At 62.1% G+C, this 21,227-nt stretch carries 24 protein-coding genes; 16 read left to right on the plus strand and 8 right to left on the minus strand.

Annotated features, from left to right (window positions below; translation table 11 throughout):
* Positions 1–71: 71 nt before the first annotated feature.
* The 4 genes from WH87_RS00615 (at position 72) to WH87_RS00630 (ending at position 2,743) form a co-directional block, all read left to right on the plus strand.
* On the plus strand, positions 72–1,019 hold the full coding sequence (locus WH87_RS00615; RefSeq protein WP_046137752.1) for a histone deacetylase family protein: 948 nt from the start codon (positions 72–74) through the stop codon (positions 1,017–1,019).
* A gap of 9 nt (positions 1,020–1,028) precedes the next feature.
* Entirely contained in the window at positions 1,029–1,271 is a 243-nt protein-coding gene (locus WH87_RS00620; RefSeq protein ID WP_046137751.1) for an exodeoxyribonuclease VII small subunit, read from the plus strand.
* A gap of 135 nt (positions 1,272–1,406) precedes the next feature.
* Complete coding sequence (locus WH87_RS00625; RefSeq protein WP_046137750.1) at positions 1,407–2,012, plus strand: SCO family protein; 606 nt, start codon at positions 1,407–1,409, stop codon at positions 2,010–2,012.
* The gene (locus WH87_RS00630) at positions 2,009–2,743 is read left to right on the plus strand and encodes a TlyA family RNA methyltransferase (RefSeq protein WP_046137749.1); all 735 of its coding nucleotides are present in this window, start codon (positions 2,009–2,011) and stop codon (positions 2,741–2,743) included. Before WH87_RS00625 ends, WH87_RS00630 begins: the two co-directional genes overlap by 4 nt.
* 225 nt (positions 2,744–2,968) lie before the next feature.
* Here WH87_RS00630 and aroC read toward each other — a convergent pair whose 3' ends face one another.
* Both aroC and WH87_RS00640 read right to left on the minus strand, forming a co-directional pair.
* Positions 2,969–4,084: a chorismate synthase gene (gene aroC, locus WH87_RS00635; RefSeq protein WP_046137748.1), complete on the minus strand. Its 1,116-nt coding sequence runs from the start codon at positions 4,082–4,084 to the stop codon at positions 2,969–2,971.
* Positions 4,085–4,303: 219 nt separating this feature from the next.
* The gene (locus tag WH87_RS00640) at positions 4,304–4,915 is read right to left on the minus strand and encodes a histidine phosphatase family protein (RefSeq protein ID WP_046137747.1); all 612 of its coding nucleotides are present in this window, start codon (positions 4,913–4,915) and stop codon (positions 4,304–4,306) included.
* 259 nt (positions 4,916–5,174) lie between these two features.
* Between WH87_RS00640 and WH87_RS00645 the strand changes: the two genes are divergently transcribed.
* The gene (locus tag WH87_RS00645) at positions 5,175–6,590 is read left to right on the plus strand and encodes an FAD-binding oxidoreductase (RefSeq protein WP_046137746.1); all 1,416 of its coding nucleotides are present in this window, start codon (positions 5,175–5,177) and stop codon (positions 6,588–6,590) included.
* Between the two features lie 84 nt (positions 6,591–6,674).
* Positions 6,675–7,226 carry a hemerythrin domain-containing protein gene (locus tag WH87_RS00650; protein WP_197410694.1) on the plus strand — a complete coding sequence of 184 codons (552 nt, stop codon included), beginning with the start codon at positions 6,675–6,677 and terminating at the stop codon, positions 7,224–7,226.
* 15 nt (positions 7,227–7,241) lie between these two features.
* Here the strand turns inward: WH87_RS00650 and WH87_RS00655 are convergent, their stop codons facing one another.
* Complete coding sequence (locus WH87_RS00655) at positions 7,242–7,973, minus strand: SOS response-associated peptidase (RefSeq protein ID WP_046137848.1); 732 nt, start codon at positions 7,971–7,973, stop codon at positions 7,242–7,244.
* A 66-nt stretch (positions 7,974–8,039) separates the two neighbouring features.
* Here WH87_RS00655 and WH87_RS18690 point away from each other — a divergent pair, with 66 nt between their 5' ends.
* The 3 genes from WH87_RS18690 to WH87_RS00670 all read left to right on the plus strand — a co-directional run bounded on the left by WH87_RS18690 (position 8,040) and on the right by WH87_RS00670 (position 9,302).
* Entirely contained in the window at positions 8,040–8,438 is a 399-nt protein-coding gene (locus tag WH87_RS18690; protein WP_052952295.1) for an NUDIX hydrolase, read from the plus strand.
* Positions 8,439–8,538: 100 nt separating this feature from the next.
* Positions 8,539–8,907, plus strand: a complete 369-nt coding sequence (locus tag WH87_RS00665) for a TIGR02301 family protein (RefSeq protein WP_046137744.1) — start codon at positions 8,539–8,541, stop codon at positions 8,905–8,907.
* Between the two features lie 134 nt (positions 8,908–9,041).
* Positions 9,042–9,302, plus strand: coding sequence for a hypothetical protein (locus WH87_RS00670; protein WP_046137846.1), 261 nt, complete (start codon positions 9,042–9,044; stop codon positions 9,300–9,302).
* A gap of 359 nt (positions 9,303–9,661) precedes the next feature.
* Here WH87_RS00670 and WH87_RS00675 read toward each other — a convergent pair whose 3' ends face one another.
* Positions 9,662–10,990: a dihydroorotase gene (locus WH87_RS00675; RefSeq protein ID WP_046137743.1), complete on the minus strand. Its 1,329-nt coding sequence runs from the start codon at positions 10,988–10,990 to the stop codon at positions 9,662–9,664.
* Between the two features lie 69 nt (positions 10,991–11,059).
* Here WH87_RS00675 and ygfZ point away from each other — a divergent pair, with 69 nt between their 5' ends.
* The 3 genes from ygfZ (at position 11,060) to WH87_RS00690 (ending at position 13,108) form a co-directional block, all read left to right on the plus strand.
* A complete protein-coding gene (gene ygfZ / locus WH87_RS00680; RefSeq protein ID WP_046137742.1) occupies positions 11,060–11,887 on the plus strand; it encodes a CAF17-like 4Fe-4S cluster assembly/insertion protein YgfZ in 828 nt (275 codons plus the stop codon).
* Between the two features lie 37 nt (positions 11,888–11,924).
* Positions 11,925–12,527 (plus strand): HD domain-containing protein, encoded by a 603-nt coding sequence (locus WH87_RS00685; RefSeq protein WP_046137741.1) that lies wholly within the window; start codon positions 11,925–11,927, stop codon positions 12,525–12,527.
* A 152-nt stretch (positions 12,528–12,679) separates the two neighbouring features.
* Positions 12,680–13,108, plus strand: a complete 429-nt coding sequence (locus WH87_RS00690) for a hypothetical protein (protein WP_046137740.1) — start codon at positions 12,680–12,682, stop codon at positions 13,106–13,108.
* Here WH87_RS00690 and WH87_RS20275 read toward each other — a convergent pair.
* From WH87_RS20275 to WH87_RS00705, 3 genes are all read right to left on the minus strand, one after another.
* On the minus strand, positions 13,105–14,046 hold the full coding sequence (locus tag WH87_RS20275; protein WP_052726217.1) for a cell wall hydrolase: 942 nt from the start codon (positions 14,044–14,046) through the stop codon (positions 13,105–13,107). The two genes, WH87_RS00690 and WH87_RS20275, sit on opposite strands and share 4 nt — an antisense overlap.
* Before the next feature lie 314 nt (positions 14,047–14,360).
* Entirely contained in the window at positions 14,361–14,912 is a 552-nt protein-coding gene (locus WH87_RS19465; RefSeq protein ID WP_156167864.1) for a hypothetical protein, read from the minus strand.
* A gap of 82 nt (positions 14,913–14,994) precedes the next feature.
* The gene (locus WH87_RS00705; RefSeq protein ID WP_052726216.1) at positions 14,995–17,259 is read right to left on the minus strand and encodes a putative PEP-binding protein; all 2,265 of its coding nucleotides are present in this window, start codon (positions 17,257–17,259) and stop codon (positions 14,995–14,997) included.
* A 118-nt stretch (positions 17,260–17,377) separates the two neighbouring features.
* Here WH87_RS00705 and ispH point away from each other — a divergent pair, with 118 nt between their 5' ends.
* From ispH to rnhA, 3 genes are read left to right on the plus strand one after another with little or no spacing between them, the layout of a single operon-like run.
* Complete coding sequence (gene ispH / locus WH87_RS00710) at positions 17,378–18,349, plus strand: 4-hydroxy-3-methylbut-2-enyl diphosphate reductase (RefSeq protein ID WP_046137738.1); 972 nt, start codon at positions 17,378–17,380, stop codon at positions 18,347–18,349.
* Positions 18,346–18,876 (plus strand): GNAT family N-acetyltransferase, encoded by a 531-nt coding sequence (locus WH87_RS00715; protein ID WP_052726215.1) that lies wholly within the window; start codon positions 18,346–18,348, stop codon positions 18,874–18,876. The genes ispH and WH87_RS00715 overlap by 4 nt, the downstream gene beginning before the upstream one ends.
* A complete protein-coding gene (gene rnhA, locus WH87_RS00720) occupies positions 18,869–19,315 on the plus strand; it encodes a ribonuclease HI (protein WP_046137737.1) in 447 nt (148 codons plus the stop codon). Before WH87_RS00715 ends, rnhA begins: the two co-directional genes overlap by 8 nt.
* Before the next feature lie 41 nt (positions 19,316–19,356).
* Here the strand turns inward: rnhA and WH87_RS00725 are convergent, their stop codons facing one another.
* Positions 19,357–20,337 carry a DUF808 domain-containing protein gene (locus WH87_RS00725; protein ID WP_046173208.1) on the minus strand — a complete coding sequence of 327 codons (981 nt, stop codon included), beginning with the start codon at positions 20,335–20,337 and terminating at the stop codon, positions 19,357–19,359.
* 65 nt (positions 20,338–20,402) lie between these two features.
* Between WH87_RS00725 and WH87_RS00730 the strand changes: the two genes are divergently transcribed.
* Positions 20,403–20,744 (plus strand): hypothetical protein, encoded by a 342-nt coding sequence (locus WH87_RS00730; RefSeq protein WP_046137735.1) that lies wholly within the window; start codon positions 20,403–20,405, stop codon positions 20,742–20,744.
* Positions 20,745–21,227 lie beyond the last annotated feature (483 nt).

Genomic DNA, 21,227 nt, shown 5'->3' on the forward strand with positions numbered 1-21,227 from the left:
ATGGCGGTTGTTTGACAACCACACTGAGGCACGTCAAGACGAATGGACGAATCAATCGGAGACACACCCGCGTGACCACGCTGCTCGTCAGCCAGCCAAACTTTGCCGATCATGTGACGCCGCAGGGCCATGCCGAGCGTGCCGATCGCATCCGGGCGGTAGAGGATGTTCTGTCCCAAGCCCGCTTCGACAAGCTGCTGCGCCGCGACGCCGTTTCGGGCGATCTCACCCTGGCCGAGCTGGTGCATGATGGCAATTACCTCGCCAAGCTGCGCGCAGCCCGCCCGGCCGAAGGTATCGGCCAGCTCGATGCCGACACCTTCATCTCCGACAAGTCGCTGTCTGCCGCGGCAACCGGTCTTGGCGGAGCCTTGTCCGCACTCGACTCGGTGCTGCTCGGCGAAGTCGACAATGCGTTCTGCGCCATCCGTCCGCCCGGTCACCATGCGGAAATCGCAACGCCCATGGGCTTCTGCCTGATCAACACTGCTGCCATCGTGGCGCGCGAGGCGCAGCGGAAATATGGTGCCGAGCGCGTAGCGATCATCGATTTCGACGTGCACCACGGCAATGGCACTCAGGACATCTTCAAGGACGATCCGACGGTCTTCTACGCCTCCAGCCACCAGATGCCGCTTTATCCCGGCACCGGCAAGCCGAGTGAAACCGGCGTCGGCAATATCGTCAATGTGGCGTTTGACGCCAACACAGACGGCGAAGTCATGCGCGACGCCTACCTCACGCGCATCATTCCCGCGCTGGTCAATTTTTCTCCCGACCTGATCCTGCTATCGGCAGGCTTTGACGCCCATGAGCTTGATCCACTGGCGCAGCTGCGCTGGACATCATCGGACTATAGCTGGCTCACGGGAAAGTTGATGGATGCGGCCGACCGGCTCTGCGGCAACCGCATTGTCTCCCTGCTCGAAGGTGGCTATGACCTCAAGGGACTGGCCGGTGGCGCTTCGCACCATGTGGCCATGCTGATGGATGGCGCCGTTGGCCGCCTGGACGAATAGGAGCCCAATATGGCCGACAATGAAGACATCAAGACCCTGAGCTTTGAAGCCGCCCTCGCCCAGCTCGAGGAAATCGTCGGCAAGCTTGAGTCTGGCCGCGCGCCACTGGCCGAGTCCATCGCCATCTATGAGCGCGGCGAAGCCCTCAAGGCCCATTGCGAAACCCTGCTGCGCACTGCAGAAGCCCGGATCGAAAAGATCACCCTCTCCCGCGACGGCAAGCCAACCGGCACCGAGCCGCTGGACGCATAATTTAGCCGATCTCTCCGCGCCATCATTGCCCGGCTTGTCCGGGCAATCCATCCGGCCTCTTATCGCGCGCAGAGACATGGATCACCCACACGATGCGGATGATGACGATGGGGCGGATAGGAAAGCATTTCTCTGATGACCACCCCTAAAAACCTCCGCAATTTCCGTATCGTCCTGTGGGCGCTGGTCGCTGTTGTGGCCCTCGGTGCGACAGCGCTTTACCTGTTCCGGCCACCCGCCCGCCCGCTTGGCGTCACCGGCCAGGAGTTCGCGCTGAACTCGACCAAGGGCGGCGCTTTCACCCAGGAAAAGCTCAAGGGCACTCCAAGCCTCGTGTTCTTCGGCTTCACCTTCTGCCCCGACGTCTGCCCGACGACGCTTGCCGAAGCCACCGCGATCCGGTCCGAACTCGGCCTCACGCCTGAACAGCTCCGCATCATCTTTGTCACGGTCGACCCCGAGCGCGACACGCTCGCCATGGTCAAGGACTATGTCGAAGGCTTTGATCCATCGATCATCGGCCTCGTCGGCAGCAGCCTTGAGCAGACCGAAAACGCAAAGAAGGCCTTTGGCGTCTTCTCGGAAAAGGTCGAGAACGAACCCGGCGACCCGTACTATCTGGTCAACCACACCGCGCTGACCTTCCTCATTGATGCCAATGGGCAGTTCAAGAGCACCGTCTCCTACGAGGAATCCAAGGACACGGCCCTCGCCAAGGTGAAGCGCCTGGTGGAGGGATGAGCGAGCGTATTCGCCTCGACCTCGCGCTGGAACAACGCGGCCTGTTGCCCAGCCGCGCCCGCGCGCGTGATGCCATTTTGCGTGGCACCGTCACCATCAATGGCGTAACCGCCGTCAAGCAAAACCAGATGGTTGGGCGCGATGACAAACTCGCGCTCAGCGATCCCGCCGCCAATTACGTCTCCCGCGCCGCCCTCAAGCTGGTCGCCGGGCTCGAGGCCGGTGGCATCGACCCAACCGGCAAGACCTGCATCGACATCGGCTCATCCACTGGCGGCTTCACGCAAGTGCTGATGGAGCGCGGCGCCCGCCGCATCTATGCCGTCGATGTCGGCCACGACCAGTTGCACCAGCGCCTCAAGGGCAGCGACCGCGTCATAAGTATGGAAGGCGTCAACGCCCGCGACCTGACCGCCGAAATGGTGCCCGAGCCAATCGACCTGCTTGTCTCCGATGTCAGCTTTGTCTCGGTCATCAAGGTGCTCGAAGCGCCGCTGGCGCTCTGCACGCCTACAGCCGATGCCGTCATCCTATTCAAGCCACAGTTTGAAGTTGGCCGCCAGAATATCGGCAAGGGTGGCATCGTCACCGATGAGAGCTCTATCGAAACCGCCCGCAGCGACGTCATCGCCTTCATGCACACCCAAGGCTTCCAGCATCGTCACTCGGTGACATCGCCAATCGCGGGCGGCGACGGCAATGTGGAAACAGTCCTGGTGTTCGGCCGCTGAGCCACTTCACCTCTCCCTCTGGGGAGAGGTCACCCTATTGGGGCGGGTGAGGGGGCCTTCTCCACGCACAGCACTCCATCTGCCCCCACCCACCGTCATTGCACGGCTTGTCCGGGCAATCCACGCTTCAACGCGCGCGGGACGATGGATCACCGGGACAAGCCCGGTGATGACGCTGCGAGAATGGCGAGATCGCGGTGACTACCTCATCCACGACGGCACGAGCTAGTTCCGCTCAAACCCCACAGCACCCTCGCGCCCGGTCTGGCCGCGATGGCGGAGCATGTGATCGGCCAGCACCAACGCCATCATGGCCTCGCCCACCGGCACCGCACGAATGCCAACGCAGGGGTCGTGACGCCCCTTGGTGATGATGTCGGTATCCTCATTGGTCGTCGTCACTGTCTGGCGCGGCGTGATGATCGATGAGGTCGGCTTGACCGCAAAGCGGCACACGAGTGGGTCGCCATTGGAAATGCCGCCCAGAATGCCGCCGGCATGGTTGTCGAGAAAATAGGGCTTGTTCGGACCAGCGCGCATCTGGTCAGCGTTTTCGACGCCGGTCAGGCTCGCCGCGTCAAAACCCGCACCGATTTCTACACCCTTGACCGCATTGATGCTCATCATGGCCGAGGCAAGGTCCGCGCTCAGCTTGCCATAGATCGGCGCGCCCCAACCGGCTGGTACGTTCTCAGCAACCACCTCGATCACCGCACCAACGGAATTGCCGTCCTTGCGGATGCCGTCGAGATAGTCGGCCCACAGCGCCGCTGCCACCGGGTCGGCGCAGAAGAATGGGTTCTGATCGACCTGATCCCAGTCGAAATTGTTGTAGTCGATTTTGTGCGGGCCGACCTGCACGAGGCTCGCCCGGATCGTGATACCCGGCAACACGGCGCGTGCAACCGCGCCTGCCGCCACCCGCGCAGCGGTTTCGCGGGCCGAGGTGCGGCCACCACCGCGATAGTCGCGGATGCCGTATTTCTGGTCATAGGTGTAGTCGGCGTGGCCCGGACGATATTTGTCGCGGATCTCGGCGTAGTCCTTGGAGCGCTGATCGGTGTTCTCGATCATCAGAGAGATCGGTGTGCCCGTCGTGCGCGGCCCATCGGTGCGTTCGTCCTCGAACACACCAGACAGAATTTTCACCTCATCGGCCTCGCGGCGCTGCGTGGTGTATTTGGACTGACCAGGCTTGCGGCGATCGAGATCACGCTGGATCATCTCAGGCGTCAGCGACAGGCCCGGAGGGCAACCGTCGACGACAACGCCCAGCGCTGGCCCGTGGCTTTCGCCCCAGGTGGTGAAGCGGAAAAGATGTCCGAATGTATTGAACGACATGGCGCAGCCCCGTGGTTGCAGGCTTTCTAGGCAGCGACGCCGGTCAGGTCAATTGGAGTGAAGATTTGGGCCGCCTCTTGCACTCTTATCTCCCCTCCCGCGGGGTCATTCCGGCGTAGGCCGGAATCCATTCTGTGCCCTCTCCAGATCGCCCGATTTGGCAGTGGTCCTCAGCATGCATCCCGGCCTGCGCCGGGATGACATCTCGTCTACCTGGACCTACCCCCGCAACAATTCCATCTTGCCGGGCGTAAAGTGCATGATGGCGTCCTGTGGCGGCGCCCAGTTGATCACTTCTACAATCGGCGCGTGCTCGATCAGCACCCGGAGGGTGCGCGCAATGCCGCCATGGGCCACCACAACCGATGGGCCGGTCAGCACCTTGGCAAACTCTTCCAGACGCGCTTCGACGTCGCGGTAGTTCTCGCCGTTCTCGGGGCGATATTCCCAATAGTCCTCGGTGCGTTCGCCCGGTGCTATGGCCATATTGGCCGGCAGCTGCTCAAACAGCTCGCCTTCGAGCACCCCGAAGGAAATCTCCATCAGCCGCACGTCATACTGCACTTCCGGCAGGTGGACATCGAACCCGGCGCGAACGCGATCCATGGTGTCGCGCGTACGATTGAGCGGCGAGGCGTGCCACTCGAACTTCATCGGGTCGAGCCCACGATCCTTAAACAGCGCCGCCAGCGTCTTGCCGTTCTGGTTGGCTTGCCCCTGCCCCTTCTCGTTGAGAGGAATATCCTTGCGCCCCTGATAGCGGCGTTCGGCGTTCCAGGGTGTTTCACCGTGCCGGATGAAGTAGATTTCCGGCCAGACCAAGGCTGTCATGTGCAATCCCGCAGCGTGTTGTACTGCGTCCTACCAGGCTAGAGTAACGGCTAGGCGACTATTCGCCTGCCGAGGTTGAAACCAGCACCACCCTAGCGGATTTGAGCGGCCATGCCACCGCCGAGGCTGCGCTTGCCCGCCAGCAATCGAGTGGTCATTGTGATTATCCTTGCTGGAGTCATCGCGCAGGTTGTGGCACACGGTCGCAGTCAGGGGCAAGTTCGACGCCCGCTCCCGCCCATCAAAAGCCGGTTTTTCCATGCCCCTTTCTGCAGCTGAGACCATTACCCAACTGACAGGCATCATCGGTGCCGACTTCGTCATTGGCGAACCACAGCGCATGACGAGCTATTTGAATGAACCGCGTAAGCGCTTCCACACCGGGGCGGCGGCGATTGCCCTGCCCGGTTCGGTGGCCGAAGTGCAGGCCATTCTGCGCTGGGCCAACGCCAATGGCGTCGGCATCATTCCCCAGGGCGGCAATACCGGGCTTGTCGGCGGACAGGTGCCGTTGCGTGGTGACGAGGTTATCCTCAGCACCGCCCGGCTCGACCGCATCCGCGCCATTGATCCCGCTGCGGGCACAATGACGGCAGAATCCGGCGTCATCCTCGCCAATGCGCATACTGCCGCCGAAAATGCGGGCGTCATCCTGCCGCTCTGGCTGGCGTCGCAGGGCTCGGCCCGTATCGGCGGCGTGCTGTCCACCAATGCAGGCGGCGTCAATGTCCTCGCCTATGGCAATGCGCGCGACCTCACCATGGGCGTTGAGGCTGTGCTGGCCGATGGCCGCCTCTATCAGGGGCTGAACTCTCTCAAGAAAGACAATACCGGCTACGACCTCAAAAACCTGCTGGTTGGTGCCGAGGGCACTCTGGGGATCATCACCGCCGCGACCCTCAAGATTTTCCCCCAGCCGGAAGACTACGAAACGGCGATGGTCAGCATCGCCAATCTCGATGCGGCACTCGAGCTGTTCCAATATCTGCGCGCCCGCGCCCGCCGCCGTCTCAGCGCCTATGAAATCATCCCGCGTTTGGGTCTCGACATGCAGCTGCGCCAGGGGATGCTTGACCGCGACCCCACGCCCGGTCCCTCCCCCTGGTACGCTTTGATCGAAGTGGCGCGCCTGACCAAGGGCGCATCGGGCACCCTGATGGCCGCAATCGAAGGCGCGTTCAGCGAGGGAATTCTCGAAAACGCGGTCTTCGCCGAATCCCTGTCCGATCGCACCCGCATGTGGGCCGCGCGCGAGCAGATGAGCGAAGTGCAATCGAAGGAAGGCGCCTCGATCAAGCACGACGTGTCGGTGCCGATTGCCGAAATCCCCCGCCTGATCTCCGAGGGTATCGCGGCCGTCGAACGCCTCGTGCCCGGCATTCGCCCGGTGCCGTTCGGCCATATGGGCGACGGCAATATCCACTTCAATTTCAGCCAGCCGGTCGGCGCGGACCCTAAGGCCTTCATGGCCGGCGCCGAACCGATCCACAACGCCATCTACGATATCGTGCTCAAACTGGGCGGCTCCGTTTCGGCCGAACACGGCATCGGCCAGCTCAAAGTCGACCTGCTGCGCCAGGTGAAAGACCCCGTGGCATTGGAAATGATGCGCTCGATCAAGACCGCACTCGATCCCAACGGCATTCTCAACCCGGGAAAAGTCTTGGGGTTCTGAGGCTGGTTACCTCAACCATCCTGCGTCACAAATAAGTGCCGCCTTGCGCCCGCCGCCGCATGGCTCCATCTACCGACAATGCTATTGAACATCCAATTTCTCGACGACGCCACGCGGCCGCCGGTGCAAAAGCTTGAGGGGCTGACCGAAGCCCAGCGCGAGCCCGGCAATCATCTGCGCATGGTGCACGACCACTTGCGCCGCAACATGGAGACGCTCGGCAAGCTGATCGAGCGCGCCTCGACCGGTTCCGTCAGCTCAGCCGAAATCGTCTCAGAAACCTCCGAGCTTGCCATGGTCGCCAATTACCGGCGCTTCGGCAATCTCTGCGGACAGCACTGCCAGATCGTCAACACGCACCATTCCATCGAAGATTACGCCATCTTTCCCGAGCTGGCGCGGCAGGGCGAAGCGTTCGCCAAGATCGCCGATCGTCTGCGCGCCGAGCATGTCGTGGTGCACGAGCTGCTCGAGCGCCTTGTCGATGCCCTCAACGCCCTTGCAGGCGATCCCACGCCTGACCGCTTCGAGGATACCAAGACAGTCTACCACGCGCTGGAACGCGTGCTGCTGTCCCACCTCGGCTATGAGGAAGACGCGATGGGCGATGCCTTGGGGTACTTCGACATCATGTAGGGGGAACACCCGCCCTCAGAACAGATCCAGCTGCCCGCCCCCGGCGGCCTTCTTCAGCCGCACCGGCTCTGGCTTGATCACCGTCGCCGGCTCGATCAGGCCGGGATCGTCGTCGCGCGCAGAATTCACCCGGGTCGACACGGGATGAAACTTCAGCATGCCGTCATCCAGCGGCAATGCCAGTTGGTGGGCCGCGCCGGCCGGGACACCGCGCACGTCGAGCCATTGGTCGATCGCGTCACCTTCAAGGATCGCGGGCATGCGGTGATGGATTTCGGACAATTGCGGATTGGTCGGCACGGTGATGGTCGCAACGCTGTCGATTTCCTCGCCCTCTGGGCCAACCCAGGTGGCGTAGAGGGCGGCCAGCGCCATGGGGCGACCGTCCTCGTGCGTGATGTAATAGGGCTGCTTGGATTTATCCGGATTGGTGTGCCACTCGTAATAGCCGCTGGCCGGAATGATGCAGCGGCCATGCTTGAGCGCGTCACGGAAGGCTGGCTTTTCGGCCATGGTCTCGACGCGCGCATTGACCAGCAGGGGGAATTCGCGCGGATCCTTGACCCAGCGTGGCACCAAGCCCCAGCGCGCAAAATGCGCCTCACGGCGTCCGGACTCTTCCCAGATTGCCGCCACAGGCTGGGTGGGCGCAATATTATAGCGCGGCACCATCTCGATGGAATTGAGCAGTTTGAACAGCTCCACCATCTGCTCGGGCGGCAGCGTTGCCGCATAGCGTCCGCACATATCCTCGTCTCCTAGATCGCCCATAACAGGTAGTGTGTACGCACCCGAATCGCAAATGGACCCAAATTGACCGACCTACCCAACGCCGCCAGTGTTGCCCTTGTTCGAGACGGAAAGGTGCTGCTGATCAAGCGCGCCTATGCGCCTTATCAACACCTGTGGACTTTGCCGGGTGGGCGGCTCGAGGAGGGCGAAACCATCGAGCAATGCGCCATCCGCGAAATCCGCGAAGAAATCGCCGTCACCATTCGCAATCCCAAGCAGGTTTTGGTGCAGGAACTGGGACGTGAGGGTGCCTATCGGCTCGCAGTATTCGTCACCAGCGACTTCTCGGGCCGCATCGTCCCGTCTCATGAAATCAGCGACCACAAATGGGTGGACCCCGACGCCATCATCGCCATGCGCACGACGAGCCGTCTCGATGACGTCCTGGCAAAGGCCTTCGCGGTTCTAGGACAGGGATAACTGTCGCCATCGCGCCCCTCGCCTCCCCACCCCGCGAGCCCCTTCGCAGTTTTCGTCCAATGCTGATAGAAGTGCGCATCGCGCTTTCGGATCGATCCCTTTGAAACAGCTCCGCCTTTGGGCCGCCATTCTTGTTCTCGCCCTCAGTGCCGCTCCGGCACTGGCGATTGATCCGCCCTATCAGCGGCAGATGGAGCGGCTGTCCGAGATCATGGGGAGCCTTTATTTCCTGCAGCCGCTCTGCGCCGCTGGCACGGAAGATTGGCGCGCGCAGATGGCTGATCTCATTACCCTTGATGAGCCCGACGAAGACCGGCGCCAACGCCTCGCTGGGGCCTTCAACAGCGGCTACACCGCCTTTGCCCGCTTCCACCGCGCCTGTACGCCTGCAGCTAAAGAAGCCCTGACGCGGTTGCTCACCGAGGCAGAGAAGACCGCCCGGGAAATTCACACGCGTTTTGCGGAATAAGCAGTCTTACCAAGATATTTATGACGGGCCCGCATCGGTACAATCGCGCACCGTGCGTTAACCTTCGGGTTACATCTTGCGCGCCACCCGTCCATCCCCGTGCTAACCCCAATGACATGACCACGAGCAAATCCATGTTCACGCCTGCCTCGGGCACGGCCACTTTTGACCTCGACCACGGGGAGCGCCAGATCGCGCTCGAGTATTTGGCCGATGCGTGGAACTGCGCCGAAGAGGATGGCCTGCAGAGCGCCGCATTGGCTCACGCTTCGCTGTTCGCGGCGCTGGCCACCTTTGTCAAAATGCACGGCGATGAAGCCACGGCCGATCTGGTCGCCATGCTGCCAGACCGCATCCGCTCCGGCGAATACAACCTCGACCGCATCCTGCAGTAGCGCAGCGCCCCTGAGACCTCATCCTGAGCCCGTCGAAGGACGAGGTCGGGCAAACCGTTCCGCCCCCATAACCGCGCTGTCCTCGGACGTGATCCGAGGACCACTCCCCACACCTGCCATGCTGATAGAGGCCCACGGATCAAGTCCGTGGGCAGCGCCGTGAGTGGCGGAGACGCAAGCCCCTCAGTCGACACCCTCCCCCTTGCGGGGAGGGATCAAGGGTGGGGGCGGCCAAGCGCATCGAGTTCGTGGAGACACACCCCCACCCTGCTCGATCACGGCGTTAGCAAGCTAACACCTATCTCGCTCCCCTCCCCGCAAGGGGGAGGGGAACCGACGGCACGCTTCGGGAGAAACTCCTAAACCGGCAGCGCCTCCAAAAACCGCATCGGCTGGCCCACTGACGGCGTCACCAGCTCACCCTGCCACATCACCGTATTGCCGCGCACGATCGTGCCGACCGGCCAGCCGGTTACCGTCACGCCATCGTAGGGCGTCCAGCCGACACGGCTCTTCACCCAGTCATTGGTGATGGTCTCGCGGCGCTTGAGGTCGATGACGGTAAAGTCGGCATCATAGCCCACAGCGATCCGCCCCTTGTTGGCGATGCCAAACAGGCGGTTTGGGCCATGGCTGGTCATGTCGACAAAGCGCTGCAGAGTGAGCTTGCCTGCGTTCACGTGGTCCAGCATGGTTGGCACCAGCGTCTGCACACCCGTCATGCCGGAATGGCTGTCGGGATAGGCGTGATCCTTTTCCTCGCGCGTGTGCGGCGCGTGATCGGAACCGAGAATATCAGCGACGCCGTTGGCCACGCCCTTCCAGATGCCTTCGCGATGCTCGGCGTCCCGCACCGGCGGGTTCATCTGCGCGTAGGTGCCCAGCTTGGTATAGGCGGTTTCATCCAGCGTCAGGTGATGCGGCGTCACTTCCACCGAAGCCACATCCTTGTGGTCGGCCAGATAGACGATTTCCTCGGCGGTCGAGATATGCAGCACGTGAATGCGCTTGCCGGTCTTGCGGGCAATGTTGACCAGACGGGTGGTGCAGCTCATCGCCACTTCGGGCGAACGCCAGACCGGGTGGCTCGATGGATCGCCCGGCACGCGCAGGTGCTTGCGCTCTTCGAGCATGTACTCGTCTTCCGAGTGGAAGGCAGCGCGGCGCGAAATAGCCCTCAGAATGGCTTCCACACCGGCATCGTCCTGCACCAGCAGCGAGCCGGTGGACGAGCCCATGAACACCTTGATGCCCGCGCAGCCCGGCAGCTTTTCCAGCTCGGCCAGCTGGTGCACATTTTCGTGTGTGCCGCCAATATAGAAGGCGAAGTCGCAATGCATGCGGTTGGTGCCTGCCGCGATCTTGGCGTCGAAGGTTTCTTTGCTGGTGGTCAGCGGATTGGTATTGGGCATTTCGAACACGCCGGTCACGCCGCCCATCACGGCTGACAGCGAGCCAGACTCGAGGTCTTCCTTGTGCGTCAGGCCGGGTTCGCGGAAATGCACCTGCGTATCAATGACGCCGGGCAGGATGTGCAGTCCCGTGCAATCAACGATTTCGCTGGCGCTTTCGCCTGCCAGATTGCCAATGGCGGCGATCCGACCACTGCGCACTGCAATGTCCGCCTGCCCTTCACCGTCGTGGTTGACCACGATGGCGTTCTTGAAAATCGTGTCGTACTGCGCCATGTCTCTGATCCTGCCTGCCAACGCCCTGAGGCGGGTTTAGCGGACCCATTGTCCGAGAGGCAAGAGACCATGACCATCCATCTGCGTGCCGACCGTGCGGTTTTCCGGTTTTCCGGGCCCGATGCGCACAAATTGCTCAACGATGTTGTCACCGGCCACATGCCGACCGAGCCGGGCACCGCCGCTTGGTGGGCGCTGCTGTCGCCACAGGGCAAGGTGTTGGCAGAAGGTCTGGCCGGCTGGCAGGAAGATGCCCTCTGGGTCGACGTGCATCAGTCCGTCGCTGATGACTTCTTCAAGCGCATGAAAATGTATCGCCTGCGCGCCAATGCGGTGATCGATGATCTGCGTGAAACGCATCGGGTTGGCTACGGAGTGGAGCCTGCGCCGCAGTTTGTGTCTCATCTCGACCGGCTGGGCGCCATCGAGATGGGCTACCGTATCATCGCGCCCGTCGAAGCCACCGCCGACTGGGTCGGGGACGATCGCGATTATCAAGCCGCGCGCATCGCCGCCGGCATTCCCCAGTTGGGGCCAGATTTCGGCGCCAATGAAGCCTTCGCGCATGATCTGGGCATGGATATTCTGGACGGCATCGACTTCGAAAAAGGCTGCTATGTCGGCCAGGAAGTCGTCAGCCGGATGAAGCACCGCGGCACCGCGCGCCGCCGCCCCGTGGTGGTTTCTTCCACCGATGCTCCGGCGGGTACGTCGGTGATTGCGGGTGGGCGCGACGCTGGCTCCGTCGGCCGCTCGGTTGATGGCAAGGCCGTCGCCATTCTTCGGCTCGACCGCATCACCGACCCAAGCGCTGTGACCATCGCAGACCAGCCCGTCAGCGTGACGCTGCCGACTTGGGCAACCTACGTGTTTGGCGAATCGAGCGTCGACGAGTAGTTTTCGCCCAATCGCTTCGCAAACCGTTTGGGACACTATGGCACGCTCTGCAACGCGCGCCTGGCAACGCATGTTGTCGGGCCGGCGCCTGGATATTCTCGATCCATCGCCAATGGATGTGGAACTTTCCGACATTGCACATGGCCTCGCCCGTGTCGCGCGCTGGAATGGCCAGACGGTGGGCGATTATCCCTATTCGGTCGCGCAGCACTCCGTGCTCGTGCTCGAGCTGTTCCGCGCCCACAATCCTGACAGTGATGGCGTCAGCCAGCTGCAGGCCCTGCTGCATGACGCGCCCGAATATGTGATGGGCGACATCATCTCGCCCTTCAAGGCGGCGATGGGCGGCAATTACAAAGACGTCGAAAACAGCCTGATGTCGGCGATTTACCTACGCTTCTCCCTGCCCCCGACACCAAGCGCTGCCTTGGCAAAACAGATCAAGAAGGCTGACCGCGAGGCCGCGTTCTTTGAGGCCGTGCATCTGGCGGGCTTTGAGGACGGCGAAGCGCGCAAACTGTTTGGCGAGCCCAGCGTTCCCGCCTTTGACGTCGAGGCTTTTGACAGGCTGATCCGCCCCTGCCCCACCCGCGAAGCTCATGACCGCTTCATCGCGTCGTTCGAGGCCATTACGCCGTAGCCGGCCTTTTTCAGATTTTCTTAACCATAACAGAAGATTAAAATTGCCCCAAAATGGGACACATGGTTACTAAACCGTTAACAGCGCGGCAATGACTGCGCCAAAACGGGACGGACGCCATGAAAACTCCACGTCGTCAAATGATGATAGGCATGGTTGCGGGTGCAATTATTGCGTCTGCCGTCGGCTTTACTGTTCCCGGCGCGGTCGTCCAGACTTTTGCTGACGAACTCATCGAACGTTTCACAGCGACCGGCGTTGACCCGTCCAAACTCGTCCGGATCAAGGACAAGGACTATATCGTCGATCAGGAAGACTGGGTGTCGTCGGTGCCGCTGCAAACGGCACGGGTGAAGAAGATTGAGTTTGGCCGGGTCAGCTATGTGACCATCGCCACCACCTCGACGGGCACCTATTCCACCGATGCCCTGTTTTCCAACCACGTACAGTATCCGGGCATCTCCGTGCAGCAGGTCAAGCCTCCGGCGGTGACCTTTGCCATCTGGAGGAACGGTAGCTGGTCAACTGTAGAGACAGCTAACGCTGCCTCCTTCGTGACCATCAACATCCACCAGCGCTAGCCGAACAGCCAGCCGCGCTTGAACTTGTAGAACACGTGCAGCCCGATCTGGGTGACCTTTTCCATGCGCGGCGCCCAGGCGGGGCTGACATAGGTGGCGTGGTAGTGGGTCGAGTCCGCCACTTCGGTCAGATACAGCTCGCCATTGGTGAACTTGGCCGCAATGTCCTGCGCCTGCGCCCATGACGTGCGGTCGTTGATGACCTCCGGAATGCCATCGCAGGCAAACGAGAACTGGCATGCATTGCGGCGATGCTGGTTCTGGTAGACCACGCCGCAAATGGTGTCGGGATAGCGGTGATCCTTGACGCGGTTGAGCACAACCTGCGCCACAGCCACCTGTCCGCGATAGCTTTCGCCACGTGCTTCAAAATAGATCGCAGTCGCCAGGCACCAGAGTTCCTTGTCCGATGCTGCTACGACATTGCCTGTTGTGTAAGCGCCGGTGATCGGCGCAGTGGCGCGGGCATAAGCCAGCTGCTCGGAGGCCACGGCGGGCATTGGGTTGATAGACTGCGGCGCAATGCCAGCGATCGCATCAAGCGCGGCGGCGGTCGCCGGGTCGATCGAGGCAATGGACATGCGCGGTCCGTCTTCAACATCCCCCGTCGCAGCACCAATGTCGGCAATGCGCGACTGCCCCAGATCGGTGGGATCGGCAGGGCCGGCGCGAAGCGAGGCAATATGGGTGCGGGCTTCGTCAAAGCTGCGCGAAAACGCCAGCGCGTCGACATGTGGGCGAACGCGGTCGGTCTTTTCGGAGCGATTGGGGCCGGTAAAGCTGGCTGTGTCGAACAGGTGGTCGACCGAACCGGTGATGATCGGATCGACGCCGGAATAGGTCAGGCTGGCCTGAGCGATTTTCACGGATGGCGGTAGCACAATGTCTTGGTCAAACGCAGGGCCAGTGGCGCCACTGGTCAGACCAGCATAGCTCAAGGCACAAAAGCCCCCGACTGCCAAAACGCGGGCAAAGGGAGACACAAGGCGAGCCGCTCTAGCCGGGTGCTGACGCACCACCGGCCGGTGGGAAAGGGCCATAAACGCTACTCAACGCTACGCAACAAAACTACTGATCGGCAAAAATGACGCTAGAAAGCCGACAGTCAGATGATGTCTTATTAGGGTTAGCAGCGAGTAAACGCGGACTACGGCACGGCCGAGGACGCGGAATGGCAAGGGTTCGGCAGAAATAAGACCGGGTGATCTGCCGCATGCATGGTTAATGCCATGCGGCCAATCGCTGTCCTGATTTAGCTGCAGGCGGCCCGAACGGGCTCCAGTTGATCAATCGCAATATCCACCCGGAAGCGCACCGACAGCGACCGCGAATTGGCTGGGGTTACGCGGGCGGTCAGATTGGTCGTACCGGCCAAACCATCAAGGAAACCACGGGCTTCCGTGCCGCTGAGGATGATCGACGTATTATCGGAACTCACCGGCAGGGTTCGGCTCCGCGCGGCCTGCAGATCATATTGCAGGGTCAATCCGGCATCGCGGCCAAGCGCCGAAAGGGTGTTGCCGGCGAAGGCAAAGCTCACCGCCAGATTTCCCGCCGCACACGAAACTGTCATCGTCGCGTGTTCACGCCCGCTGGGGCGTGCAGGGATTAGTTGTTCGGAGTTGAGCGTGACGGACAAGGCGCCGTCAGCGTCGGGAACCAGTCGAAATATATCGTCGTAACAGGCGAGCCGCTCGCTATCTGTTTGAATACTGGCGCAGGCGGAGCCGCCGGTTTGCGCCATTGCGGGAACGGCACCAAGTGTCAGGAGTGGCAGAAAAGCCAGTGCTGGCAACAGTTTCACGTACGAATATTCCTTCCCTGGTGTCCGGCTCGTTGCGGCCGGATCGATACACCACTCCATATAGGAACAGATGCTGGACTATTTAAGCAGACGTTTGAGCGAGCGTCAGCCGTGCGACTGGAACACGATAGGGCGAGCAACTGACATAGTCGACACCCAAGCCCGAGAAGAACTTAAGTGACGCAGGGTCACCCGCATGTTCGCCGCAGATGCCGATCTTGAGTTTGGGGTTCGCTGCCCTGCCCCGCTCGATGGCAATCTGGATCATTTCGCCCACACCCTTTTCGTCGATGGAGACGAACGGGTCGCGCTCATAGACGCCCTTGCGCTGATAGGCGGTGAGGAATGTCGGCGCGTCATCGCGCGAAATGCCGAATGTGGTCTGGGTCAGATCGTTGGTCCCAAACGAGAAGAAATCCACCATGCTGGCAATTTCGCCGGCGCGCAGGCACGCACGCGGCAGCTCGATCATGGTGCCGAAGGCAAACTTGACCCGCTCCGAACGCAGCAGGCCCGAATTGGCGGCAATGGCGTAGACGCGCTCACGCACCCAGGCCACTTCGCTGGCCGTCGAGACGAACGGCACCATGACCTCGACCGACACGGGCTCATTCTGTGTTTCACTCGCGGCCCGCGCACCCGCCATGATGGCCTGCATCTGCATCTGCAGAATTTCAGGGTACGTGATGGCCAGCCGAACGCCGCGATGGCCCAACATGGGGTTGAACTCAGCCAACCGCTCCAGCCGCAGGCGCAGCGCGCGTACAGCCAGCCCTAGTGATGCTGCCGTCTCCTCGATGTCCTCGTCGCTGCGAGGCAGGAATTCGTGCAGTGGCGGATCGAACAGGCGCACCGTCACCGGCAGGCCCTTCATCGCCGAGAACAGGTTGGAATAGTCTCCGGTCTGGAAGTCCACGAGGCCATTAACTGCGCGGCTGCGATCTTCCTCGTCTTCCGACAGGATCATTCGGCGCAGCGCCACCATGCGCTCAGTCGAAAAGAACATGTGCTCGGAGCGCGCAAGGCCAATGCCCTCTGCGCCAAAGCTGAGCGCCGTCATCGCGGAGTCGACCGTTTCAGCATTGGTGCGCACCGAAATGGTGCGGCTGGCGTCGGACCAACCGAGCAGCTTGCCGATCGCACCACCAATATGCGGCTGCGCCAGCGGCAGCGTGCCGAGATAGACCGAGCCATCGCTGCCATCGATGGTCAGACGGTCGCCCATGCGAAATTCGCGGTCGCCAATGCGGCAGACCATTTCGCTGGCATCAACCGACATGGTGCGCACGCTCGCCACGCAGGGCTTGCCGGTAATACGGGCGATCACGCCCGCGTGGCTGGTCATGCCGCCGCGCGCCGTCAGAATGCCGGTGGCGGCTTTCATGCCCTCGATATCGGCGGGGCCGGTTTCGTTGACCACCAGAATGCAGTGCTTGCCTCGGGCGCGCATGCGCGCCGCGTCTTCGGCGTTGAACACGATGACGCCACTGGCCGCGCCGGGAGAGACGCCGAGCCCCATGGCAATCGGGGTCACCCCGTCTTTGGATTTCAGGCGCGGATGCAGCAATTGGGTCAGCCGCGTCGGATCAACGCGCGACACGGCGTTCTGCGCCGTCCACACCTTGCGTGTGACGCGGTCCACCGCTGCTTCAAGGTCGGCAGCCGCCGTGACCTGTGATGGGCGCGCCGACAGAAACAGCACCTGCCCCTTACGGATCGCTACCGTGCAGCACATGTGCCGTCCCGCCTTGGCATCGAGAAGGGACACCAGTGCATCGACCGATTCGGGGAAGCGCGGCAGCGGCGCGCCGTTGAGCGGCGCTGGCCCCAACGCGCCCGTCGTCGCGTTGCGCGTCAAAAACTGCTCGATCTCGCCTTCGGCAACGCTCTGCACCAGCACGATCTGCTTACCGCGATCTTCGTCCGCGCGGCCCGTCCAACCCTGGCCGAAGCCATAGCTGTCGAACGCATTCTTGATCGCCTTGGCCAACGCGCGTGTCGGATCGACCGCGTCTTCGGCATTCGTCGGGGCCGCAATGCCCATTTTGGCCGACATCAACCCGCCGTTATGGGTTGCCGCAGAGGTGCGAACCACCAGCAATGGCGGGGTTTCGTCTTTTCCGACCAGTTTGAACAGGCAGGCGATCCAGTGCGTCCGCAGCCGCACGTCGCGCTGCAGGCGTTCATGCTGCAGCGCCTCCCAGGCGGCTCGCGTCAGAGCGATGGTGGGAACGGTGGGGAAACCGGCTTCGCCGACGCGGAAAATCCAGCGTGCCTTGCCGCTCAGCAGCTTGAGCTGGCTGGCCGACAGGTTCGCCTTCCCCATGGCCGGGGCAATCGCGAACATTTCCTGCGCCAAACTCACTGCTAAGCCCTTGCCATAGTTACAGCCGTATAATGCCTGTGCGTCGATGCGACCGCAACAAGACTTGACTTGCAGAGGCAGCGAAAGCATCTGATCTGATATGGAAAAGCGGCCACAACTAGACATTCTGCTGTGTGCCCCGCGCGGTTTCTGCGCCGGGGTGGATCGTGCCATCCAGATTGTGGAGCTGGCGCTCGAGAAATATGGCGCGCCCGTCTATGTGCGTCACGCCATCGTGCACAACAAATACGTGGTGGATGGCCTGCGCGAAAAGGGCGCGATCTTCGTTGAGGAACTCAGCGAGATCCCCGAGACCGGGGCCCCCGTCGTGTTCTCGGCCCACGGCGTTCCCAAATCGGTTCCGGCCGACGCGCGCAGCCGCAACATGTTCTTCCTCGATGCGACCTGCCCGCTCGTGAGCAAGGTTCACGTCGAGGCCCAACGCCATTACGCCGAAGGTCACGAAATCGTGCTCATTGGCCACAAGGGTCACCCTGAAGTCGTTGGCACGATGGGCCAACTGCCACCCGGGGCGATCACGCTGGTCGAAACCGTTGCTGACGCCATGGTGTTCGAGCCGCGCGACGCCGGCACTCTCGCCTTCGTGACCCAGACCACGCTGTCGGTCGATGACACCCGCGAGATCGTTGCCGCCCTGCAGTCGCGCTTCCCGGCCATCAATGGCCCGCATAAGGAAGACATCTGCTACGCCACGACCAATCGGCAGGAGGCCATCAAGGCCGTCGCCCCCGAGGTTGACGCGATGATCGTCGTGGGGTCGTCCAATTCCTCCAATTCGCTGCGTCTGGTGGAAGTCGCCGAACGCGCGGGTTGCAAGGTGTCGATGCTGGTCGACCGGGCCTCAGAGATCGACTGGAGCCGGCTCGAAGGCATCAAGTCGCTTGGCGTTTCCGCCGGCGCCTCTGCACCCGAAAAGCTCGTCGACGAGGTTATCGAAGCCTTCGCCCAGCGCTATGACATCAAGGTCGAAGCGCGGGTCACGGCCAAGGAGAACATTGCCTTCAACATCCCGCGTGAACTGCGCACCATCGAAGCATCAGTCGCGCGATGAGCGATCTGACGCTGCTCGAAACCGATCGTCTGGTCCTCTCCGGCTGGACGCTCGATCAGATCGATGACCTTGTGCGCCTGCATGGCGATCCCAATGTGTCGCGTTATCTGAGCGTTTCGGGTGCCCCCTGGACCCAAGATCAGGCCCGGACCGCCATCGAGGGCTGGATCGCTCTGTTCCAGTCCCGCCGGCTGGGCAAGCTCCGCGTTACCCGCAAATCGGACGGCGCCTTCATTGGCCGTGCCGGCTACGGCATCTACACGCCCACTGGCGAGCCCGAGATCGGCTTTGCGTTCTTTGCTGACCAACAGGGGCAAGGCTATGCGACCGAAGCCGCTTCAGCTCTGCGCGACTGGATGTTCCGCGAGACCGACGCGCCCCATTTCATCGGCTTTGCCGACACCCGAAACGCCCCCTCGCTGGCCGTGCTGCGCAAGATCGGCATGACACCAACGGCGGTAGAGGTCGAGCCATACGGATTGCTCTGCCAGTTCCACACCTACGAGCGCCCCATAGCCCATGTCTGACCTTGTTATCATCCACACCGACGGCGCCTGTTCGGGCAATCCCGGCCCTGGCGGCTGGGGTGCGATCCTGCAATATGGCGACAAGACCAAGGAATTGTGCGGCGGCGAAGCGTTGACCACCAATAACAAGATGGAGCTGACCGCCGCCATCGAAGCGCTCAACGCGCTCAAACGCCCCTGCAATGTCGAGCTGCACACCGATAGCCAATACGTCAAAAACGGCGTCCAGAGCTGGATGCATGGCTGGAAGCGCAATGGCTGGAAGACCGCCGACAAGAAGCCGGTCAAAAACCTCGAACTCTGGCAAGCTCTAGACGAAGCCACCAAGCGCCACACCATCGAGTGGAAATGGGTCAAGGGCCACGCCGGTCACGAACTCAATGAACGCGCCGACCAGCTCGCCAACGAAGGCATGGCCCCGTTCAAGGGTAAGCGCTGACGTTTCTCACCTCTCCCCCAAGGGAGAGGTGAGAAAACCCATCACGCCCGCTGCGGCAGCAGGCCCTTAATCCCGTTCCACAGCGGCGCCACGACATAACCGGCCACGGGAATCAGTAGCGCGCCGAGGATTAATCCACCGATGCCGTCGACCAGTGCGGTCACGAACCAGCCGGCAAAGCCTGCGATCGAAGGGAATGCGTGCAGCGCCCATTCGGAGGCGGCTTCCACGATATGCTCGGGCGCGGTAATGCCAAAGCTAACAAGGCCGTGGGCCACGATGCCACCGCCCACCCAGATCATCGCGGCCGTGCCGACCACGCCCAACACCTGCATGAACACCGGCATGCCCCGTACCAGCCCCCGGCCAAAGCCCCGGCCCGCGCCGGTGCGGCCATGCTCGGCCAGCCACAGGCCAGCATCATCCGCTTTGACGATCAGCGCCACGCCGCCATAGACGGCCACGGTGATGCCGATACCGACGATCGCCAGGATGATGGCGCGGGTCCAGATATCGCCAGCGTCGATCGCCGCCAGCGCGATGGTCATGATCTCGGCAGAGAGGATGAAATCGGTCTTGATGGCCCCGGCCACTTTTTCTTCCTCAAGGCTCGTCGCCGAAAGTGCCGCAGGTTCCAACGAAGCCTCATGCGCCTCGGCATCGTGCGGCCGCAGCGCGTGATAGACCTTCTCAGCGCCCTCATAGCAAAGATAGGCGCCGCCAAACATCAGCAGCGGCGTGATGGCCCAGGGCAAAAAATAGCTCAGGATCAGCGCGGCGGGCAAAAGGAAGATCAGCTTGTTCTTGATCGAGCCCCAGGCAATTTTGCCAACAATGGGCAGCTCGCGATCAGCGGTGAAACCATCAACATAGCGCGGGGTCACCGCAGCATCATCAATCACCGCGCCAGCGGCCTTGACGCCCGCCCTGGCCGCCTGCCCCGCAATATCGTCAAGCGAGGCTGCCGCCACCTTGACCAGTCCCGCGACATCATCGAGCAGAGCAAGCAGGCCGACACTCATGGAGAGTTCCTTTGGTAGCGCCGTGTTGATTTTGCATTGGCGCGCAAGAAGCGCAACATGGCTTGATGTTCAAACACTTGATCATCGCCACGCTCGCGATTGCAGCGCTAACGGCGCCAGCCATTGCCCAGTTCCCGCCGCCGGGCATTTATGCCTGCGTCACAGCGGATAACGCCGCCTTCGGCACCCTCACCCTGCTCGTGGCGGGGGATTATGATTTCAAATCCACTGTGATCCCGAGCGGTAGAGGCCAGGTCGCCTCCGCAGGCCCCAGCGTCAACGCGCTCACTGGCCCATTGGCCGATATCCATCTGACCGGCAGCTTCTCCACCAACGCCCATGGCGAAGCGGTGTTCATCTTCGACAGCGACAAGGGACGCCTGCAATGCGCCCTGCCGACCGAATGAGGCCCCATCAGACCTCATGGTGAGCCCGTCGAACCATGAGGTCGGGCACACATCCAGTCACGCCCGCGTCCTTCGACAATTCAGGATGAGGGCTACTGATGATGCATGTATCCACCACGTCGCGCTGGGCGGAATTCCGCCATCTCTCCCACCCACCGCCGCTGCCCGCGGACTTGATCCGCGGGTCACTGTCAGCACGGCAGATGCGGAAAATGGCCCTCGGATCAAGTCCGAGGGCAGTACGGTGTAAAGCTTAGCGAACGCGGCCAGACGCATCTGCCGCATTGAGACCTCATGGTGAGCTTGTCGAACCACGAGGTCGGGACACGGATCCAGCCACGCCCTCGTCCTTCGACAAGCTCAGGATGAGGTCTACTCGTGATGCATGTATCCACCACGTCGCGCTGGGCGGAATTCCCCCCCCCCCCCACCCCCCGCCGCCCCCCGCGGACTTAATCCGCGGGCCCCCCTCCGCGCCGCCCC

Origin of the sequence: Devosia epidermidihirudinis (assembly GCF_000971295.1) — a bacterium.
GTDB lineage: Bacteria > Pseudomonadota > Alphaproteobacteria > Rhizobiales > Devosiaceae > Devosia > Devosia epidermidihirudinis.

What these genes read in the sequence shown, in the direction of transcription:
- WH87_RS00715 (WP_052726215.1), top strand. Translation starts at nt 18,346, where the DNA reads ATGAGCGATCTGACGCTGCTCGAAACCGATCGTCTGGTCCTCTCCGGC.
- WH87_RS00630 (WP_046137749.1), top strand. Translation starts at nt 2,009, where the DNA reads ATGAGCGAGCGTATTCGCCTCGACCTCGCGCTGGAACAACGCGGCCTG.
- WH87_RS00625 (WP_046137750.1), top strand. Translation starts at nt 1,407, where the DNA reads ATGACCACCCCTAAAAACCTCCGCAATTTCCGTATCGTCCTGTGGGCG.
- WH87_RS00730 (WP_046137735.1), top strand. Translation starts at nt 20,403, where the DNA reads ATGTTCAAACACTTGATCATCGCCACGCTCGCGATTGCAGCGCTAACG.
- WH87_RS00725 (WP_046173208.1), bottom strand. Translation starts at nt 20,337, where the DNA reads ATGAGTGTCGGCCTGCTTGCTCTGCTCGATGATGTCGCGGGACTGGTC.
- WH87_RS00645 (WP_046137746.1), top strand. Translation starts at nt 5,175, where the DNA reads ATGCCCCTTTCTGCAGCTGAGACCATTACCCAACTGACAGGCATCATC.
- WH87_RS00620 (WP_046137751.1), top strand. Translation starts at nt 1,029, where the DNA reads ATGGCCGACAATGAAGACATCAAGACCCTGAGCTTTGAAGCCGCCCTC.
- rnhA (WP_046137737.1), top strand. Translation starts at nt 18,869, where the DNA reads ATGTCTGACCTTGTTATCATCCACACCGACGGCGCCTGTTCGGGCAAT.
- WH87_RS00685 (WP_046137741.1), top strand. Translation starts at nt 11,925, where the DNA reads ATGGCACGCTCTGCAACGCGCGCCTGGCAACGCATGTTGTCGGGCCGG.
- WH87_RS00675 (WP_046137743.1), bottom strand. Translation starts at nt 10,990, where the DNA reads ATGGCGCAGTACGACACGATTTTCAAGAACGCCATCGTGGTCAACCAC.
- WH87_RS00690 (WP_046137740.1), top strand. Translation starts at nt 12,680, where the DNA reads ATGGTTGCGGGTGCAATTATTGCGTCTGCCGTCGGCTTTACTGTTCCC.
- ispH (WP_046137738.1), top strand. Translation starts at nt 17,378, where the DNA reads ATGGAAAAGCGGCCACAACTAGACATTCTGCTGTGTGCCCCGCGCGGT.
- WH87_RS00640 (WP_046137747.1), bottom strand. Translation starts at nt 4,915, where the DNA reads ATGACAGCCTTGGTCTGGCCGGAAATCTACTTCATCCGGCACGGTGAA.
- WH87_RS00655 (WP_046137848.1), bottom strand. Translation starts at nt 7,973, where the DNA reads ATGTGCGGACGCTATGCGGCAACGCTGCCGCCCGAGCAGATGGTGGAG.
- aroC (WP_046137748.1), bottom strand. Translation starts at nt 4,084, where the DNA reads ATGTCGTTCAATACATTCGGACATCTTTTCCGCTTCACCACCTGGGGC.
- ygfZ (WP_046137742.1), top strand. Translation starts at nt 11,060, where the DNA reads ATGACCATCCATCTGCGTGCCGACCGTGCGGTTTTCCGGTTTTCCGGG.
- WH87_RS00705 (WP_052726216.1), bottom strand. Translation starts at nt 17,259, where the DNA reads ATGTTCGCGATTGCCCCGGCCATGGGGAAGGCGAACCTGTCGGCCAGC.
- WH87_RS00670 (WP_046137846.1), top strand. Translation starts at nt 9,042, where the DNA reads ATGTTCACGCCTGCCTCGGGCACGGCCACTTTTGACCTCGACCACGGG.